The sequence below is a fragment of the uncultured Formosa sp. genome, assembly GCF_947500765.1.
Classification (GTDB): domain Bacteria; phylum Bacteroidota; class Bacteroidia; order Flavobacteriales; family Flavobacteriaceae; genus Formosa.
The window spans coordinates 350,581-368,773 of record NZ_CANMTH010000004.1; the positions used below are offsets into that span (position 1 = coordinate 350,581).

An 18,193-nucleotide genomic window follows, 5' to 3' on the forward strand; every position below is an offset into this window, starting at 1 on the left:
GACTATTATTAGACAGTAATCGAAAAAATCAGAAAGAAATAATAATCAAATTATATAATTAAACACCATAAAAAAACATGAAAAACACAGTAAAAAGCGCACTGATATTAGTATTGGCTATAACATTTGCATCGTTCTCAACATTAAAAACAAAAAAAGTAAACGTAAAAGAAAGTCAAGTAAATTGGACTGGGCATAAAGTTACAGGACAACACGACGGAACAATAGCACTTAAAGAAGGAACTTTAGAGTTTGATGGAACAACATTAATAGGAGGCGCTTTCACTATAGATATGACGTCTATAAACACAACAGACCTTGAAGGTGATTCTAAAACAAAATTAGATGGACACTTAAAAGCAGACGACTTTTTTGGGACTGATAAATTCCCTACAGCCACATTAAAATTCACTAAAGTTGAAGCTTTAGGTTCTGATTACGCTGTAACTGGAGACTTAACAATTAAAGGCATTACAAAACCTGTAACTTTTAAAATGAACGTAACAGGAGATACTGCTAAAGCAGCGCTTAAAATAGATAGAACTAAATACGATATTAAATACGGTTCGGCAAGTTTCTTTGACAACCTACAAGACAAGGCCATTTATAACGAATTTGACTTAAATGTGTCTTTAAAATTCTAACATTACCTAATTCAGATGTTAGTACCAATGTGTGATTAAGTTTAATTCCTGAAGCGTTTTGTATTATTATACTGACCTTCAGGAATTCTCTTTTATAATTTATTCAAAAAAAATTTGATAACTAAATTTTCATCCCTATATTTGAGAAAAATAATATTAAAATTGAACACAAATTTAAATCATACTTGGTGGTGGAACTCTCGAAATGTAAACTTCGTGAACTAAACCTATTGTATATTTTAAACTCAAAATAACAAGGCTTGTCATTCACGACAAGCCTTTTTTTATTACAAAAAGATGAAACAATTTAAACTCACAACCCATTACAAGAAAATTCTAGCCGACACCATTACACCGGTAAGTGTTTACTTAAAAATTAGAGATAAATTCCCTAATAGTATCTTATTAGAAAGTAGTGATTACCACGCTAACAATAACAGTTTCTCTTACATTTGTTGTAATCCGATTGCATCTATAAAAGTGCAAAATGAAACTATTACTCAGGAGTTTCCTAATGGTGAAATTATTTCTCAGCCTATTACAAATCGTGGTATGGTTACTGAAGAAATTCACAACTTTACCAAACGTTTTAAAACAGATGATAGTGAAGAGTTTAAATTTATAAACAATGGTATTTTTGGATATATAGGTTATGATGCCGTTCGCTATTTTGAAGATATAGAAATCAATAAAAAAGAAGAGGTTTTAGGTATTCCAGATATTTATTATGCCGTTTATCAAAACATTATTGCTATAAATCATTTTAATAATGAAGCCTATATTTTCGCACATTGTTACGATGGAAAAAATAATATTGATGATTTAAACCAACTTATAAAATCAAATCAATTTGCGACTTACCAATTTACTCCTGAAAATAATATTGCATCAAATTTAACAGATGAAGAGTATAAGAATAACGTTGCTTTAGCAAAACAACATTGCGCAAGAGGCGATGTATTTCAATTAGTATTATCTAAAAAATTCTCTCAAGAATTTAAAGGCGACGAGTTTAATGTATATCGTGCCTTAAGAAGTATTAATCCATCCCCTTACCTATTCTATTTCGATTATGGGACTTTTAAAATATTTGGAAGTTCTCCAGAAGCACAATTAGTTGTTCAAGATGGTAATGCAGAAATTCACCCAATTGCAGGCACATTTAAACGTACTGGTAACGATGAAAAAGACGCAGAACTTGCTAAAAAACTAGCAAAAGACGATAAAGAGAATGCAGAACATGTAATGCTAGTAGATTTGGCTAGAAACGATTTAAGCCGTCACGGTAGTCAAGTTACTGTAGAAACCTACCGCGAAGTACAATTCTTCTCTCATGTTATTCACTTGGTAAGTAAAGTGATTGGAAAAAAACATGCAGATACCATAACCATGCAAGTGGTTGCAGATACGTTTCCTGCAGGAACATTAAGTGGTGCACCTAAACACAAAGCCATGCAACTTATTGAAAAATACGAAAAAACAAGTCGTGAGTTTTACGGTGGAGCTATTGGTTTTATGGATTTTAAAGGAAACTTTAATCATGCCATTTTGATTAGAACTTTCTTAAGTAAAGACCACAAACTACATTGGCAAGCTGGAGCTGGAATCGTTTCTAAATCGAAACCAGAAGACGAGTTACAAGAAGTTTACAACAAACTTGGAGCTTTAACCAAAGCCATAGATTTAGCAAAAAACATTTAATAGTGCAAATACAGAAACCCACTATGAAAAATATATTAGTTATAGATAATTACGATAGTTTCACTTACAATCTAGTGCACTATTTAGAAGATTTAGGATGCCAAGTTACCGTAAAACGAAACGACAAACTAAATTTAGAAGACGTTGAAGCCTTCGATAAAATTGTATTGTCTCCTGGCCCTGGAATTCCAGATGAAGCCGGATTATTAAAAGACATTATCAAAACATACGCACCTACTAAAAGTATTTTAGGCGTCTGTTTAGGTCAACAAGCCATTGCTGAAGTATTTGGCGGAAGTATTGAAAACTTAGACAATGTATACCACGGTGTAGCTACAGATGTAACCTTGTGTGTAGATAATGAACATTTATTTGATGGTTTCGATAAAACATTTCCTGTTGGTCGCTATCATTCTTGGGTGGTTTCAAATGAATTACCAGATGTTTTAGAAGCCACTTCTCTCGATGAAAACGGACAAATCATGTCGTTACGTCACAGAATTTACGATGTTCGCGGCGTACAATATCATCCAGAATCGGTGTTAACACCTAACGGAAAACAAATGCTTAAAAATTGGATAAATAGTTAATCATGAAACAAATACTTAACAGACTTATTAATCACGAACACATCTCTAAAGAAGAAGCAAAACGTGTATTGGTAAACATCTCTAAAGGCGATTATAATCAGAGTCAGATTGCTTCATTTTTAACAGTGTATATGATGCGAAGCATTACAACAGACGAGTTAGAAGGATTTAGAGATGCCCTTTTAGAATTATGTGTAGCAATAGATTTATCTGGATATAACACCATAGATTTATGTGGAACTGGAGGTGACGGAAAAAACACCTTTAACATTTCAACTTTAGCCTCTTTTATTACGGCTGGAGCGGGTGTACATGTTACCAAACATGGGAATTACGGAGTCTCTTCTATATCTGGTTCTAGTAATGTTATGGAACATCTAGGTGTAAAATTCACTAACGATGCTGGATTTTTAGAAAACTGTTTAGAAAAGGCAGGAATTTGTGTATTACACGCACCGCTGTTTCACCCAGCAATGAAAAATGTTGCACCTATTCGTAGAGAATTAGGAGTAAAAACATTCTTTAATATGTTAGGTCCAATGGTAAATCCTGCATTTCCAAAGAATCAATTAGTTGGGGTTTTTAATTTAGAATTGGCAAGATTATACGGGTATTTATATCAGAAAACAGACAAGAACTTTACAATTTTACATGCCTTAGATGGTTATGATGAAATTTCATTAACAAGTGAAACTAAAGTCATTTCTAATTATTCTGAAACCATGTTAACTCCAGAAGATTTCGGATTACAATTAATTCAGCAATCAGATATTTTTGGAGGAGACACCATTAAAGAAGCATCAGATATTTTTGTAAACATTTTACAAGGTCAAGGTACAGAAGCTCAAAACAACGTTGTTTGTGCAAATGCTGCAATGGCAATACAAACAGTAAAACACACAACTTTAACAGATAGTTTTGCAGCTGCAAAGGAATCGTTACAATCTGGAGAAGCCTTAAAACGATTTAAAACTTTAGTAGATTTAAGCGCATAGTTATATGAATATTTTAGATAAAATAGTAGCAGATAAACGCATAGAAGTAACCTTAAGAAAAACATTAATTCCTGTAAAACAGTTAGAGCGATCTATACTTTTTTCTAGAAACACAAACTCTTTAGCTTCAGCATTAAAAGCAAGTACAAGCGGAATTATTGCTGAACACAAACGTCGTTCTCCTTCTAAATCTGTCATTAATCATAATTTAAATGTGTTTGATGTTGCTAAAGGTTACGAAGATGCTGGAGTTTGCGGCATGTCTGTTTTAACAGATGGTAAATATTTTGGCGGAAGTTTAGACGATTTACTTACTGCGCGTGCAAGCTGTAACTTGCCTTTGCTAAGAAAAGAATTTATTATAGATGAATATCAAATTATTGAAGCCAAAGCCTACGGTGCAGATGTTATTTTACTAATCGCTGCAATTTTAACGCGAGAAGAAATTAAAACCTTTTCAGAATTAGCAAAAAGTTTAAATTTAGATGTCCTTTTAGAAGTGCATAACGAAGAAGAGCTTCATAAATCACTAATGCCAAGTTTAGATATGCTTGGTGTAAATAATAGAAATTTAAAAACCTTTGAAGTATCGCTAGACATTAGTAAAGCGTTAAGCACATTAATTCCAAACGATTTTGTAAAGGTTTCAGAAAGCGGCATTAGTAATATTGAAGCCATTAAAGAGTTACAGCCTTACGGTTATCAAGGATTTTTAATTGGTGAAAATTTTATGAAGACTGATAATGCTGGAGCAAGTGCAACTCAATTTATAAACGCTTTAAACCAATAGTTATGAAACTAAAAGTTTGTGGCATGAAATTTACTGAAAACATCGAAGCTATAGCCAGTCTACAGCCAGATTATCTCGGGTTTATTTTTTATGATAAATCTGCTCGATTTATATCATCAGAAATTCCTAATCTTCCCAAAACGATTAAGAAAGTTGGTGTTTTCGTAAATGCTTCAGAAGAGACAGTCGTAACAACTGTTTTAGAACACAACTTGCAAGCTGTTCAATTACATGGTAAAGAATCTGTAGATTACTGTAAATCCATAAAAAAACAGCTTCCTGATATTGAAATCATCAAAGTATTTTCTGTTAAAGATGAATTTAATTTTGATGTCTTAGCACCATTCGAATCGGTTTGCGATTTCTTCCTATTCGATACAAAAGGTAAACTTCCTGGCGGAAACGGATATACTTTCAACTGGAATATACTAGAAAATTACCCATCAACAAAACCCTACTTTTTAAGTGGTGGTTTAGGAATTTCAGAATTAGAAAACATATCAGAATTTTCAAAAAGTAAAGCTTCTAAATACTGTTATGCCATTGATGTAAATAGTAAATTTGAAACTCAGCCTGGCTTAAAAGATTTTGAACTTGTTAAACAATTTAAACAGCAATTTGCTGTAAACACTATACAACACACTATGAGTTATAACATAAACGACAAAGGCTATTATGGCGAATTTGGTGGTGCTTATATCCCAGAAATGCTATATCCTAATGTAGAGGAATTACGCCAAAATTATTTAAAAATTATGGCAGAACCTTCATTTCAAGAAGAGTTCAATCAGTTATTAAAAGATTATGTTGGTCGTCCGTCTCCTCTTTATTTTGCAAAGCGATTAAGCGAGAAATACAACACAAAAATCTACTTAAAACGTGAAGATTTAAATCATACTGGCGCACACAAAATAAACAATACTGTTGGTCAGATTTTAATGGCTAAACGTTTAGGTAAAAAACGAATTATTGCAGAAACAGGAGCTGGACAACACGGTGTTGCAACAGCTACAGTTTGTGCACTTATGGGCTTAGAGTGTATTGTGTATATGGGTGAAATAGACATCGCTCGTCAAGCACCAAACGTGGCACGTATGAAAATGTTAGGTGCTACAGTTATTCCTGCATTATCAGGAAGTCGTACGTTAAAAGATGCTACAAACGAAGCTATTCGCGATTGGATTAACAATCCTGTAAACACACATTATATTATTGGTAGTGTTGTAGGACCTCATCCATATCCAGATATGGTAGCCCGTTTTCAATCTGTAGTGTCTCAAGAAATAGAATGGCAATTACAAGAAAAAGAAGGCCGAACAAAACCAGACCATGTTATTGCATGTGTTGGTGGTGGTAGTAATGCTGCTGGTGCTTTTTATCAATACTTAGATGAAACAGATGTGAATTTAATAGCTGTAGAAGCAGCAGGTTTAGGAGTAAATTCTGGTGAAAGTGCTGCAACTTCAGCATTAGGAAAAGAAGGAATTATTCATGGAAGTAAAACCTTGTTAATGCAAACAGACGACGGGCAAATTACCGAACCGTATTCTATTTCTGCAGGACTAGATTATCCTGGAGTTGGCCCAATGCACGCTAATTTATTTGCTACTGGTAGAGCAGAATTTATTTCTATTACAGATGATGAAGCTATGAACGCAGGAATGGAGCTTTGTAAATTAGAAGGTATTATTCCAGCCATTGAAAGTTCTCATGCTTTAGCCGTATTTAAAGACAGAAAATTTAAACCTGAAGATGTTATTGTATTGAATTTATCTGGACGTGGCGATAAAGATTTACAGAACTATATTGATTATTTTAAGATTTAATTTTTTTTTCATTTCCGCATAGGTGGAAATCTCATGAACCATTTTATGGATGTTTATTACGTTTATATATTAACCAATAAAAACCATACCGTTCTTTATATAGGCCGTACAAAACAATTGAAAGTAAGATTAATTCAACATAAAAATAACAATATAAAAACCTTTACAGGAAGATATAATGTAAATAAGTTAGTCTATTTTGAAACAACGAAATATATAAATAACGCCATAAAAAGAGAACGCCAATTAAAAAAGTGGAACCGAGAATGGAAAATAAATTTAATTAATGGATTGAATCCAGATTGGAAAGATCTTTCAGAATATATTTAAATTAAATATTAAAAGATTCCCTCCTTCGAGGGAATATAAACGATTCATTTACAATGAACAGAATAAATAAAAAACTTCAAGAAGACAAAAAATTATTGTCTATATATTTTACCGCTGGATATCCTAGTTTAAACGATACAGTAAGCATCATTGAAGACCTTGAAAAAAATGGTGTAGATATGATTGAAATCGGGTTACCATTTAGCGATCCTTTAGCCGATGGACCTACAATACAGAAAAGTTCTTCTCAAGCTTTAAAAAATGGAATGACTACAGCTAAGTTATTCGAGCAATTAAAAGACATCAGAAAAACAGTCTCTATTCCTTTAGTAATTATGGGATATTTTAACCCTATGTTGCAATATGGTGTAGATGCGTTCTGTAAAAAATGTCAAGAAATTGGTATCGACGGACTAATTATTCCTGATTTACCTGTAAACGAATACAAAGCGCATTATAAAGAAACCTTTGAAAAATACGGATTAATTAATGTATTTTTAATTACCCCACAAACCTCTAACGAACGTATTGCCTTTATAGATAATATGTCTAACGGATTTATTTACATGGTAAGTAGTGCTAGTGTTACAGGAAGTCAGTCAGGATTTGGAGACGAACAAACAGAATACTTTAAACGTATTTCTGACATGAACCTTAATACACCGCAAATTATCGGATTCGGAATTAACAATGCAGAAACCTTTAAACAGGCTACTACCTATACAAAAGGAGCCATTATAGGGAGTGCTTTTATTAAGTATATTACTGAAAACGGAATTGACAATCTGGGAGCTTTCACATCTAAAATAAAATCTTAACACATTATAATAAAAATCATTTCAAAAGGCTTTTCAAAAACAGAAAAGTCTTTTTTATGTTTCAATTCAATATATAATATGCCTTTAAACATTGTTCTTTTTGAGCCAGAAATACCAAATAACACGGGAAATATTGGTCGGTTAAGTTTAGCTTCCGGATCTCATTTGCATTTAGTTAAACCATTTGGTTTCGAAATAGACGACAAACGTTTAAAACGTGCCGGTTTAGATTATTGGAAACATTTAAATATTACCTATTACGAATCTATAGCTGAATTCTTCAGTATAAACGCAGACAAAAAAATGGCTTTCTTATCCAGTCATGGCGAAAAATCGCATTGGGATATTGATTTTGAAGATAATATGTTTCTCATCTTCGGAAAAGAATCTGTAGGCTTACCTAAACTTTTACTTGAAGAACATAAAAACGAGCTTTTCAAAATTCCACTTTTTAGTGAACATATACGCAGTTTAAATCTTGCAAATGCTGTTAGTATCGTGGTTTACGAAGGCTTAAAAAAATTAAGTTAGCACATCAATTTATTTTAAAAAGCTGATTATTTAATTTGTACATTTCGCCCATAAAATTCTAGTAAACAGATTTTTCATGGAAGATATTGAAAATATTGAATTAGCGTATTTAAGTCTTGACGATTATCAAGAACTTAAAGCCGCAATGATTGAGTCTTACTCAAGTATGCCCGATTCGTATTGGCGCGAACACCAAATTGAAACCTTACTCACACAATTTCCCGAAGGGCAAGTTGTTATTAAAATAAATAATCAAATTGCGGGTTGTGCACTCTCTATTATTGTAGATTATGATAAGTTTGACAATGCACATACTTATAAAGATATTACTGGTAATTATACCTTTAGTACGCACAATAAAGATGGCGACGTTATTTATGGTGTAGATGTGTTTATAAAACCAGAATTTAGAGGCTTGCGTTTAGGTAGACGTCTTTACGACTACCGTAAAGAATTATGCGAGCGCCTTAATTTAAGAGGCTTAGCCTTTGGCGGACGTATTCCTAATTATCATAAATATTCTAACGAACTTACACCAAAACAATACATTGATAAAGTAAAACGTAAAGAAATTCACGATCCTGTTTTAAACTTTCAAATTTCTAACGACTTCCACCCTACTCGTGTACTTAAAAATTATTTAGAAGGCGATAGCAATTCCGAAGATTATGCCGTGCTTTTAGAATGGGATAATATTTATTATGAAAAGAAAGAAACCAAAGCTGCAACTACAAAAAAAATTGTGCGTCTAGGATTAATTCAATGGCAAATGCGTCCTTATAACGATTTGGATGAATTAATGCAACAAGCAGAATATTTTGTCGATGCCGTTTCTGGATACAGAAGTGACTTTGCATTATTTCCTGAATTTTTTAATGCACCGTTAATGGCAGACGATAATCATTTATCCGAATCTGATGCCATTAGAAATTTAGCCGAACATACTGCAGAGATTGTTTTACGATTCTCAAAATTAGCTATTTCGTATAATATCAATATTATTACAGGAAGTATGCCTGAAATCGCTGAAGATAACCGACTGTATAATGTTGGTTATTTATGTAGAAGAGATGGAACTACAGAACGCTACGAAAAACTTCATGTTACACCAGACGAAGCTAAAGTTTGGGGTATGGAAGGCGGCTACAAACTAGAAGCTTTTGATACCGATTGTGGTAAAATAGGAATACTTATTTGTTACGATTCTGAATTTCCGGAACTAAGTAGACTATTAGCCGATCAAGGTATGGACATCTTATTTGTTCCCTTTTTAACTGATACACAAAATGGATATTCACGTGTTAGACATTGCGCTCAAGCACGTGCAATAGAAAATGAATGTTACGTTGCTATTGCTGGAAGTGTAGGAAATTTACCTAAAGTACATAACATGGATATCCAATTTGCCCAATCTATGGTATTTACACCTTGCGATTTTGCCTTTCCTGCAAACGGAATTAAAGCTGAAGCAACACCAAACACCGAAATGATTTTAATTGCAGATGTAGATATTGATCTCCTTAGAAACCTCAACCAATTCGGAAGTGTTAAAAACCTTAGAGACAGAAGAAAAGATATTTTCGAATTACGAAAAAAATAAATTCACAAACTCTTATTAAGCATATCTAAGCATCATATAACTATTTATATGATGCTTTTTTTTACCCCTTATTTAATCTTAAAAAAAGAAAATTATATTTTTTTAACATTTAAACAAACGTTTAATTTAAACAGTTGTTTAATTTTGCTCTCGTTTTATTACAAAAACAGAGTATGAAATTAAATGAAAAGAAAATTAAAATTTTGCTTACAGCTGAAAAATTGTTTGCAGAAAATGGTTTTGATGGTACTACAATCAGGAAAATATCAAGAGAGGCAAAAATTAATATTGCCATGGTTTCGTACTACTTCGGATCGAAAGAAAAACTATTAGAAGCTTTACTAATTTATCGTATATCAGATTTAGGTACAGAATTCGACTCTATAGTTACGAGTAAAGGTGACTATTTTGAAAAAATAGATGCCTTTATAGAAATGGTTGTAAAGCATATTCATAAAAATAGACGTACACACAAAATTGTAAGTTTTGAATATTCTAATCCCTTCAGAAAAATAGATTTTAAGATATACGAAAACTATAAAAAAGAGAATTTTACAATTCTAGCCCAGTTTATTAAGAACGGACAAGATGAAGGTGTATTTAGTAAAGATGTAAATATTCAAATGATAATTCCTACAATTCTAGGAACCTATTTTCATTTATACTACAATAAACAATTCTATAAAGATCTATTAGGTCTTGCCAATCAAACAGAAACAGATAATTACGTACATAATCAATTAACCCTACATATTAAACAAACCATAAAAGCTTTATTAACTTATGAAAAGTAGATTTCTAGTATGTGCTGTTCTTAGCATTTTTTACGCTTTACAAGTCCAGGCACAACAAACAAAACCGCTTTCTATTCCTGAAGCAGTTCATTTAGTTTTAGAAAACAGTGATGGTTCTAAAATTAGTAATGCCACAATTACAACTTCAGAACACGAAGTACAAACGGCTAAGGCATTACAATATCCTGATGTTACAGTTGGAGGACAATACAGACAATTAACACGTGTCGATTTTTCTTCAGACTTACTAACAGATGAAACTTCAGGAAGTACAACGATACCCAATGTAGATCAATTAATGATGGGAAATTTAGATATATCTATGCCTATTTTTTCTGGTTTCAAAATTAAAAACACAATTGAAGCTAGTAAAAACATACATACAGCAACAACATATAAAGCTAAAGATAATGATGAAAAATTAGCTCTACAAACCATAAATCTTTACATCAACCTTTATAAAGCAGAACAATCTATGGCGTTGTTTGAAGAAAATCTTATAAGTGCAAAACAACGCGTTACAGATTTTACTAACATGGAGCAAAACGGAATTTTAGCACGTAACGATTTATTAAAAGCTCAGCTTCAAGTCTCACAAGTCGAAATTTCTTTAGCCGATGCTAAGAAAACTAAGAACATTTTAAACTACCGTTTAGTCACCCTTCTTAAACTTCCTGAAGACACTATTATAGAAACAATTTCAGATAATTTTGGAATTTCTCCAACAACAGTCGAAACAGATTCTATTTACAGAAACGATTTAGAAGCTTTAAAATACCAAGAGTTAGCAACAGAAAATCAAATTAAAATTGCTCAAGGTAATTATTATCCAACTATAGGTATTGTTGGAGGATATATGGCCGTAGATATTCCAAATGCATTCACTCTTACAAATGCAATGAATATTGGAGTTGGAATCTCATACAACATCTCAGATATTTTCAAAAACAAAAGTGAAGTTGCTGTAGCAAAAAGCAAAGCCGATGAATTAAAATATACTATAGATAAAGCGACTGATGATATTAAAGTTGAAATAGAAAATGCAAATCAAGAATATCAATTAGCATTTAAGAAATTAGAACTTTATGAAAAGTCTGAAGAGCAAGCCATAGAAAACTATCGTATTGTAAAAGATAAATTTGATAACGGTCTAGCCGATACCAACGACACACTTGAAGCCGATTTAGGACAGCTTCAAGCAAAAATAAATATGGCTTTTGCCAAAGCTAATATCTCTCAGAAGTATTACGAACTTTTAACGGCACAAGGGCAATTAACAACATTAATAAACAACTAGTAACGAAATAATAAAATGGAACAGGAGCAAAAACAAAAGACTAATAAGAAATTTATACTCATAATTTCTGTTATACTTGCTATCGGAATTATTTACGGTGGATATAAATTTATGCACTCATTATCTCACGAAGAAACAGACGATGCACAAATAGAAGCAAACATGACACCTATTATTCCTCATGTAGGTGGTTACATTCAAGACGTTTTAGTATCTGATAATGCAATCGTTAAAAAAGGAGATACGCTTTTAATTATTGACAATACAGACTATATGATTCAGTTAAATCAAGCCGAAGCAAATGTTGCTGCTGCTAAAAGTGGTTTAGCCGTGTCTGAAGCAAGCATCGGAACATTTGCTGCGAACTCTCAAGCAGCAAACTCTCAAACTAACTCAGCTAGTTTAACTATTGAAACAGCAAAAATAAAATTATGGCGTGCACAAAATGATTTTAAGCGTTATAAAAATCTATACGAAAGCCATTCAATTACAGCACAACAATACGAACAAGCTTTAGCAGGAAAACAAGAAGCAGAAAAGCAACTAGAAATTCTAGAAAGCCAGAAAAAAGCAAGTGCAAGCCAAGGTAATGCAGCATCTCATCAGACTACAATTTCAAAAAAACAAGTCTCTGTGGCAGAAGCTCAAATAAAATTAGCAGAAGCTCAATTAAATGCAGCGCTTCAAAATGTTAGCTACACCTTTGTTACTGCGCCTATAGATGGGCAATTATCTAGCGTAAGAATACAATCAGGACAATTTGTACAGCCTGGACAATCGTTATTTTACTTAGTAAATACACACGAAAAATGGGTTGTTGCTAATTTTAAAGAAACGCAATTAGAAAAAATGATAATAGGACAAAAAGTAGGTATTAGTGTAGATGCTTACCCTGATTATGAATTTGAAGGTGTAGTTACAAATTTTTCTCCAGCAACAGGATCTAAATTCTCGTTATTACCTCCAGATAATGCAACAGGAAACTTTGTGAAAACAATACAGCGTTTGCCCGTAAAAATCGATTTTACAGATAGCAACGATGCAGAAAAGTTTAAAAAATTACGTTCTGGAATGAATGTAAATATAGATGTGCATTTAAAATAAATTATGCAACAAGAAGAAGACGAAAACAGTTTAGTTGAATATGGTTTTAGGAGAGTAATTATCACCATAACCGCGGTCTTATGTGCCCTTTTAGAAATTGTAGATACAACTATTGTAAACGTAGCATTAAATGACATGAAAGGTAGTCTTGGTGCTACTTTAACAGATGTGGCTTGGGTAATTACTGCCTATGCTATTGCGAATGTTATTGTAATACCTATGACAAGTTGGTTGTCTAAACAATTTGGACGTCGTAATTACTTTGCGACATCTATTATCATTTTTACAACCGCGTCGTTTTTATGCGGTAACGCTACTAATATTTGGGAGCTAGTTGCCTTTAGATTTATCCAAGGGCTTGGTGGTGGGGCACTTTTAGTAACTGCACAAACCATTATTACAGAAAGTTATCCCATGGCAAAACGTGGAATGGCTCAAGCCATCTATGGAATGGGGGTTATTGTTGGTCCAACGCTTGGTCCACCTTTAGGAGGTTACATTGTAGACAATTATTCTTGGCCTTATATTTTTTATATCAATATTCCGTTAGGAATTATAGCTACTTTTTTAACCATTTTATATGTTAGAAGTCCGAAATACGGCGAAAAACTTAAAGCTAGCCAAGTAGACTGGTGGGGCATTGTATTCTTAGCGACCTTTATTGGTTCGTTACAATTTGTATTGGAACATGGACAACAAGACGATTGGTTTGATAATTCATTAATCGTGTCTTTAAGTGTCGCTTCCTTTTTTGGATTAATACTCTTTATATGGCGTGAAATGGTATATGAGAACCCTATAGTTAACCTACGTGTTTTAAAAGATAGTAACTTGAGAGTTGGAACTATAATGACCTTTATTTTAGGTTTCGGTCTATACGGATCTACGTTTATTATTCCTATTTACACACAATCTGTTTTAGGCTTTACAGCCACAGATGCTGGATTATTATTAATTCCAAGTTCCATCACCACAGGTATTATGATGCCAATTATTGGAAAAATGATTCAGAAAGGAGTACCTCAGAAGTATCTTGTTACAGCAGGATTCTCCATTTTCTTCATTTATAGTTTATGGATGTATTTAGAAATGACACCAGATACAGGAGTAGAACACTTTTTCTGGCCACTTGTAGTAAGAGGTGTTGGTTTAGGATTACTATTTGTACCTATTACAACCTTATCTCTTTCAACCTTAATGGGAAAAGATATTGGAGATGGAGCAGCTTTTACCGGAATGACAAGACAATTAGGTGGATCTTTCGGGATTGCTATTATTACGACTATGATTTCTCGTTGGGCACAACAACATCGTGTAGATTTAATAGCAAATCTAGATCCTACAAAATTTAATGTACAAGAGCGTGTTCAGAACTTACAATATATGTTTATGGGCAAAGGATTCTCGTTTAACGAATCTTTAAATAAAGCTTATGAATTGTTAGACATGTCTGTATCTAAACAAGCGATTGTTCTCTCGTATATGGATATCTTTTTATATCTAGGTATACTCTTTTTAATCTGTGTACCTTTTGTTTTACTCATAAAAAAAGGAGCCGGAAAAGTAGATATGAGTGCTATGCACTAAAAATAACAGTTTATAAATCCAAACAAGCCTCCTTGTTATCTAACCACGTATAGATTAGACCACAAGGAGGCTTTATATGTTTTAACAAAGTTTATTATCTTAGCTACAATAATCAATAACAAAACAACCAACCATGCTTAAACTTTTTAAGACGCCTAAATGGCATGCCTACATCTTCTTTTTATCGCTTAGTCTCTTTTCTATTTCACAAGTTCATGCTCAAAAAGACACATTAATTCTTAAAAACAAAGACAAACTTATTGGAGACATTAAAGAAATGAATAAAGGTGTACTAACTATAGAAACAGCCTATAGTGATAGTGATTTTCAAATTAAATGGAAAGATGTAATCTATGTTAGTAGTGATCAAACCTATTTAATATCACTTTCTAACGGACGTAGAATAAACAGTCAATTACAGACTAAAACAAAAGACTCTAAAACGATTACATTAACCCAAGGAAATGAAATTATAGAGACTAATATAACAGACGTTGTTTACATTAAAGCTATAGAAAACAATTTTATCTCACGTTTAGATGCTAGTTTATCTATTGGTTTCAATTTTTCTAAAACTAATAATTTAACTCAATTTTCAGTTTTAAGTAATTTAGGTTATACTGCAGATAAATGGGGGTTTTCTGCGGGATATAACTCCGTAAGAAGTAATCAAGACGATGTCGATGAAACCAAACGAACTGATGCAAACATTGGTGCAAAATATTTTATGCGACACGATTGGTTTGCTTTAGCCAATGCCAGTTTTCTTTCTAACGATGAACAATTATTAAAATTAAGAAGTTCAACCCAAGGAGGTATTGGTAAATATATTGTGCATTCTAATCGTATCTATTTTGCAACAGGTACAGGTTTAGCATGGACTAATGAAAATTACACCGATCCAACAATAGATACTAAAAACAGCTTAGAAGCCTTTTTATCTTTAGAATTAAACATGTTCGATTTTGATGATATTAGCCTTTACTCTAAATTTGTTGTGTACCCGAGTTTAACAGAAAAAGATCGTTTAAGAACAGATTTAAACCTTAATTTAAAATACGATTTACCTTTAGATTTCTTTGTACAAGTTGGATTAACGCATAACTTTGATAGTAAACCGATTGAGGGTGCTGCTGAAACAGATTACGTATTTCAAACCACATTAGGTTGGGAATTAGATTAAATACATTTCATTTATACTCATAAAAAAATGTGTTAAACAATATAATCTAACACATTTTTTATATACAATTTACTTCCAAAGGCTACTTTAAAACAATATTTTGTTCCCAAGTAATTCCACTAATATCTGTAAGTTTTACAGTATAATTAGTATGCTTTAAAGACTTAAATCGATCATTTTTTATATTTAATTCTGCCCGTGCTCCCAATGGGATTATTAAACTATGAGCTCCTGGTTTTACTTTAGCGACATATACATTTTCAATCATTTCTGGCGTAAACTGAGATAATTCGGCTCCTAAAAACGACAAAATAGATGTATTTTCAAAATCTAAGACCTCTATACCTATTAAAAAAGAGCCATAAACATCTACACCTTCCACACGAAAGACTTCAAAATTTAAAACCCCATTTTTAATATTAGCATTAGAAATTTCAACAATAGGTTTAACCGACTTATTATGCAAAGTTCCCCAAACACCTCCATGAAAATATTGGTTGGTAAATAAGGTTAGAAATAAAATTCCTAAAGCACCAACTAAGGTCAATTTAGATAACACTTTTGTTGATAAAGAAATTTCGCCAGACCCTAACCAACTAAACATACCTTTCTTGGTAATTGCAAACGCTTTATTCTGCATATAATAGTCTAAAGAGTATCTGCCGCTTCCTGTTAAAAATAGCGTAAATCCGGTAGCAATACCCAAAACACCTATTTGCCATTCGTCTAAACAAGTTGTGCCTATCCAACCAGAGCCAAGTAAAATCCCCATTGCCAAACCAAAAACACCAATACTCATTAAACGGGTAAAGAAGCCTAACATGATTAATAGACCTACAATACCTTCAATAATCGTGAAACTCACCATAGCCCACCAAAGTGCATCTGGATTCTCTACTAAATGAAGAATTATAGGTTTTATACCTAATGCGTTAGGTAAAAAATGATTGAATTTTTCTCCGATATAACCTGCTGTTTCCGGATCTAATTTATTAGCTAATATTAATCTGCGCCAGAAGGCAGAAAAATAAGTCCACCCGACAACTAATCTTAAGCTAAGTGTGAACATTCCAGCCATAGTATATGACTGCGATATTTTTGAATTCATGAATATATATTTTGTATAATAAAAAATTATTTTAACGTTTTGAATCTTACGCTAAAATGAAATCTTTCTTGTTTTTATACAGAATATAAAGCGGCACTTTCAAAGGGACCACACATTGGTTTACTGTCTGAAAAGGGATCTGTTTCTCAGAAAACGAAACAAATTTTAAACCTATATAATTCGAGTTTAAAGAAACTAAATTGTTAGCCTTACTTTGTTTTTTACTGTGGCTTGAAACACCTATTTTTGAAGTATCAAACGTAACACAATTACTATTTAATTGCGCAACTTTACTCTTATTTGTAACCTCTGTTTGTTCTAGCTGTAAAGCAGATTGGATGCTATTTCTAACCGAACACGGAGACAATAACAACAGCATTCCAAGACTAAAAATCTTAAAAAATTGATAGAAGTTATTATGTGTTTTTATATTAGACATGTAATTTATAAAAATATAAATTGTAAACACATTCCACCTCTATAACGATGTTAAATTTTTGACAAAAAAAAACGTATTACCTTATCGCTAATACGTTAATGTTTTTGATTTTATATTAGTAAATTAATTGGGTAATTTATCATCCTTCTCTTTCTCTTCAATCTCACGAGCTTTAGATAATGATGTTGCAACTAATCCTGCTGGTATGGTAACAATTCCCACTCCTATTATTAGGATACAAAATGTAAATATTTTTCCCCCTGTAGTTATAGGATAAACATCTCCATAACCTACCGTTGTTAGCGTAACTACTGCCCACCATGCACTGTGAAAAATGGATGCAAAAACTTCTGGCTGCGCTTCGTTCTCGAAATAATAAATACCTGCAGATGCAATAAATACAAATATTGCCGTTACAATTAAAAACAAAACAATTTCTTCTTTAACTAATTTTGCTGCCAAGTGAAAACGATGCAATGCTTTATTATATCTAATCAATTTTAAAGCTCTAAATATTCTAAACACGCGGAATGCCCGTAAAGCTCTAAAATCTAAAGTTCCTTTTAAATAAAAAGGTAAAATGGCCAGTAAATCAATAATTCCATAAAAACTAAAAATATATTTCAACGGCTTTTCTGCAACATAAATACGTATTAGATATTCAATAGAAAAGATAACTACACAAACCGTTTCAAAATAGTCTAGATAATTTTTAGTATCAATAGAAATATTAGGCAATGTTTCTATTGAAAAAGCTATTAATGAAAGTAAAATTAAGACTTGAATAATATAATCGAATAACTTTCCTTTTTTAGTGGTGTTATCTTCTACTAGTAGCCTTAATTCTTCTTTCATA

General features: G+C 32.3%; 18 protein-coding genes and 1 pseudogene. 16 read left to right on the plus strand and 3 right to left on the minus strand.

The features are described from left to right. The first annotated feature begins 77 nt into the window (after nucleotides 1-77). The 16 genes and pseudogenes from Q1B05_RS10485 to Q1B05_RS10555 all read left to right on the plus strand — a co-directional run bounded on the left by Q1B05_RS10485 (nucleotide 78) and on the right by Q1B05_RS10555 (nucleotide 15,790). Entirely contained in the window at nucleotides 78-644 is a 567-nt protein-coding gene (locus Q1B05_RS10485; RefSeq protein WP_299780399.1) for a YceI family protein, read from the plus strand. Between the two features lie 297 nt (nucleotides 645-941). After that, a complete protein-coding gene (locus tag Q1B05_RS10490) occupies nucleotides 942-2,345 on the plus strand; it encodes an anthranilate synthase component I family protein (RefSeq protein WP_299780401.1) in 1,404 nt (467 codons plus the stop codon). A gap of 23 nt (nucleotides 2,346-2,368) precedes the next feature. Continuing rightward, complete coding sequence (locus Q1B05_RS10495) at nucleotides 2,369-2,935, plus strand: aminodeoxychorismate/anthranilate synthase component II (RefSeq protein WP_299780403.1); 567 nt, start codon at nucleotides 2,369-2,371, stop codon at nucleotides 2,933-2,935. A 2-nt stretch (nucleotides 2,936-2,937) separates the two neighbouring features. Then, the gene (gene trpD / locus Q1B05_RS10500; protein WP_299780405.1) at nucleotides 2,938-3,930 is read left to right on the plus strand and encodes an anthranilate phosphoribosyltransferase; all 993 of its coding nucleotides are present in this window, start codon (nucleotides 2,938-2,940) and stop codon (nucleotides 3,928-3,930) included. A gap of 4 nt (nucleotides 3,931-3,934) precedes the next feature. Beyond that, entirely contained in the window at nucleotides 3,935-4,720 is a 786-nt protein-coding gene (gene trpC, locus Q1B05_RS10505) for an indole-3-glycerol phosphate synthase TrpC (RefSeq protein WP_299780407.1), read from the plus strand. 23 nt (nucleotides 4,721-4,743) lie between these two features. Next, nucleotides 4,744-5,322, plus strand: a pseudogene (locus Q1B05_RS18710) (phosphoribosylanthranilate isomerase); the annotation flags it as partial. Between the two features lie 42 nt (nucleotides 5,323-5,364). Beyond that, nucleotides 5,365-6,546, plus strand: a complete 1,182-nt coding sequence (gene trpB, locus Q1B05_RS18715; protein WP_366944363.1) for a tryptophan synthase subunit beta — start codon at nucleotides 5,365-5,367, stop codon at nucleotides 6,544-6,546. Nucleotides 6,547-6,591: 45 nt separating this feature from the next. Beyond that, nucleotides 6,592-6,876, plus strand: coding sequence for a GIY-YIG nuclease family protein (locus Q1B05_RS10515; protein ID WP_299780411.1), 285 nt, complete (start codon nucleotides 6,592-6,594; stop codon nucleotides 6,874-6,876). A gap of 53 nt (nucleotides 6,877-6,929) precedes the next feature. Beyond that, nucleotides 6,930-7,694: a tryptophan synthase subunit alpha gene (gene trpA / locus Q1B05_RS10520; protein WP_299780413.1), complete on the plus strand. Its 765-nt coding sequence runs from the start codon at nucleotides 6,930-6,932 to the stop codon at nucleotides 7,692-7,694. A 78-nt stretch (nucleotides 7,695-7,772) separates the two neighbouring features. Next, entirely contained in the window at nucleotides 7,773-8,225 is a 453-nt protein-coding gene (locus Q1B05_RS10525) for a tRNA (cytidine(34)-2'-O)-methyltransferase (protein ID WP_299780415.1), read from the plus strand. Nucleotides 8,226-8,301: 76 nt separating this feature from the next. Then, nucleotides 8,302-9,825 carry a carbon-nitrogen hydrolase family protein gene (locus Q1B05_RS10530; protein ID WP_299780417.1) on the plus strand — a complete coding sequence of 508 codons (1,524 nt, stop codon included), beginning with the start codon at nucleotides 8,302-8,304 and terminating at the stop codon, nucleotides 9,823-9,825. Between the two features lie 173 nt (nucleotides 9,826-9,998). Then, on the plus strand, nucleotides 9,999-10,619 hold the full coding sequence (locus Q1B05_RS10535) for a TetR/AcrR family transcriptional regulator (protein WP_299780419.1): 621 nt from the start codon (nucleotides 9,999-10,001) through the stop codon (nucleotides 10,617-10,619). Beyond that, entirely contained in the window at nucleotides 10,609-11,916 is a 1,308-nt protein-coding gene (locus tag Q1B05_RS10540; protein ID WP_299780421.1) for a TolC family protein, read from the plus strand. Before Q1B05_RS10535 ends, Q1B05_RS10540 begins: the two co-directional genes overlap by 11 nt. Nucleotides 11,917-11,931: 15 nt before the next feature. Then, nucleotides 11,932-13,020 carry an HlyD family secretion protein gene (locus tag Q1B05_RS10545; RefSeq protein ID WP_299780423.1) on the plus strand — a complete coding sequence of 363 codons (1,089 nt, stop codon included), beginning with the start codon at nucleotides 11,932-11,934 and terminating at the stop codon, nucleotides 13,018-13,020. A 3-nt stretch (nucleotides 13,021-13,023) separates the two neighbouring features. Further along, nucleotides 13,024-14,607, plus strand: coding sequence for a DHA2 family efflux MFS transporter permease subunit (locus tag Q1B05_RS10550; protein ID WP_299780425.1), 1,584 nt, complete (start codon nucleotides 13,024-13,026; stop codon nucleotides 14,605-14,607). 133 nt (nucleotides 14,608-14,740) lie between these two features. After that, the gene (locus Q1B05_RS10555) at nucleotides 14,741-15,790 is read left to right on the plus strand and encodes a DUF481 domain-containing protein (RefSeq protein WP_299780428.1); all 1,050 of its coding nucleotides are present in this window, start codon (nucleotides 14,741-14,743) and stop codon (nucleotides 15,788-15,790) included. An 82-nt stretch (nucleotides 15,791-15,872) separates the two neighbouring features. On the opposite strand, the gene Q1B05_RS10560 is transcribed toward Q1B05_RS10555, so the two are convergent. From Q1B05_RS10560 to Q1B05_RS10570, 3 genes are all read right to left on the minus strand, one after another. Then, nucleotides 15,873-16,898, minus strand: coding sequence for a TQO small subunit DoxD (locus tag Q1B05_RS10560; RefSeq protein WP_299780430.1), 1,026 nt, complete (start codon nucleotides 16,896-16,898; stop codon nucleotides 15,873-15,875). Nucleotides 16,899-16,944: 46 nt separating this feature from the next. Continuing rightward, nucleotides 16,945-17,337: a hypothetical protein gene (locus Q1B05_RS10565; RefSeq protein ID WP_299780432.1), complete on the minus strand. Its 393-nt coding sequence runs from the start codon at nucleotides 17,335-17,337 to the stop codon at nucleotides 16,945-16,947. A 123-nt stretch (nucleotides 17,338-17,460) separates the two neighbouring features. Then, nucleotides 17,461-18,192 carry an ion transporter gene (locus Q1B05_RS10570; protein ID WP_299780434.1) on the minus strand — a complete coding sequence of 244 codons (732 nt, stop codon included), beginning with the start codon at nucleotides 18,190-18,192 and terminating at the stop codon, nucleotides 17,461-17,463. Nucleotide 18,193: the final 1 nt, after the last annotated feature.

Coding starts and splice junctions, on each gene's coding strand:
- Q1B05_RS10535 (WP_299780419.1), top strand. CDS start 9,999: ATGAAATTAAATGAAAAGAAAATTAAAATTTTGCTTACAGCTGAAAAA.
- Q1B05_RS10515 (WP_299780411.1), top strand. CDS start 6,592: ATGGATGTTTATTACGTTTATATATTAACCAATAAAAACCATACCGTT.
- trpA (WP_299780413.1), top strand. CDS start 6,930: ATGAACAGAATAAATAAAAAACTTCAAGAAGACAAAAAATTATTGTCT.
- Q1B05_RS10485 (WP_299780399.1), top strand. CDS start 78: ATGAAAAACACAGTAAAAAGCGCACTGATATTAGTATTGGCTATAACA.
- trpB (WP_366944363.1), top strand. CDS start 5,365: ATGAGTTATAACATAAACGACAAAGGCTATTATGGCGAATTTGGTGGT.
- Q1B05_RS10550 (WP_299780425.1), top strand. CDS start 13,024: ATGCAACAAGAAGAAGACGAAAACAGTTTAGTTGAATATGGTTTTAGG.
- Q1B05_RS10530 (WP_299780417.1), top strand. CDS start 8,302: ATGGAAGATATTGAAAATATTGAATTAGCGTATTTAAGTCTTGACGAT.
- Q1B05_RS10565 (WP_299780432.1), bottom strand. CDS start 17,337: ATGTCTAATATAAAAACACATAATAACTTCTATCAATTTTTTAAGATT.
- trpC (WP_299780407.1), top strand. CDS start 3,935: ATGAATATTTTAGATAAAATAGTAGCAGATAAACGCATAGAAGTAACC.
- Q1B05_RS10495 (WP_299780403.1), top strand. CDS start 2,369: ATGAAAAATATATTAGTTATAGATAATTACGATAGTTTCACTTACAAT.
- Q1B05_RS10570 (WP_299780434.1), bottom strand. CDS start 18,192: ATGAAAGAAGAATTAAGGCTACTAGTAGAAGATAACACCACTAAAAAA.
- trpD (WP_299780405.1), top strand. CDS start 2,938: ATGAAACAAATACTTAACAGACTTATTAATCACGAACACATCTCTAAA.
- Q1B05_RS10540 (WP_299780421.1), top strand. CDS start 10,609: ATGAAAAGTAGATTTCTAGTATGTGCTGTTCTTAGCATTTTTTACGCT.
- Q1B05_RS10545 (WP_299780423.1), top strand. CDS start 11,932: ATGGAACAGGAGCAAAAACAAAAGACTAATAAGAAATTTATACTCATA.
- Q1B05_RS10560 (WP_299780430.1), bottom strand. CDS start 16,898: ATGAATTCAAAAATATCGCAGTCATATACTATGGCTGGAATGTTCACA.
- Q1B05_RS10490 (WP_299780401.1), top strand. CDS start 942: ATGAAACAATTTAAACTCACAACCCATTACAAGAAAATTCTAGCCGAC.
- Q1B05_RS10525 (WP_299780415.1), top strand. CDS start 7,773: ATGCCTTTAAACATTGTTCTTTTTGAGCCAGAAATACCAAATAACACG.
- Q1B05_RS10555 (WP_299780428.1), top strand. CDS start 14,741: ATGCTTAAACTTTTTAAGACGCCTAAATGGCATGCCTACATCTTCTTT.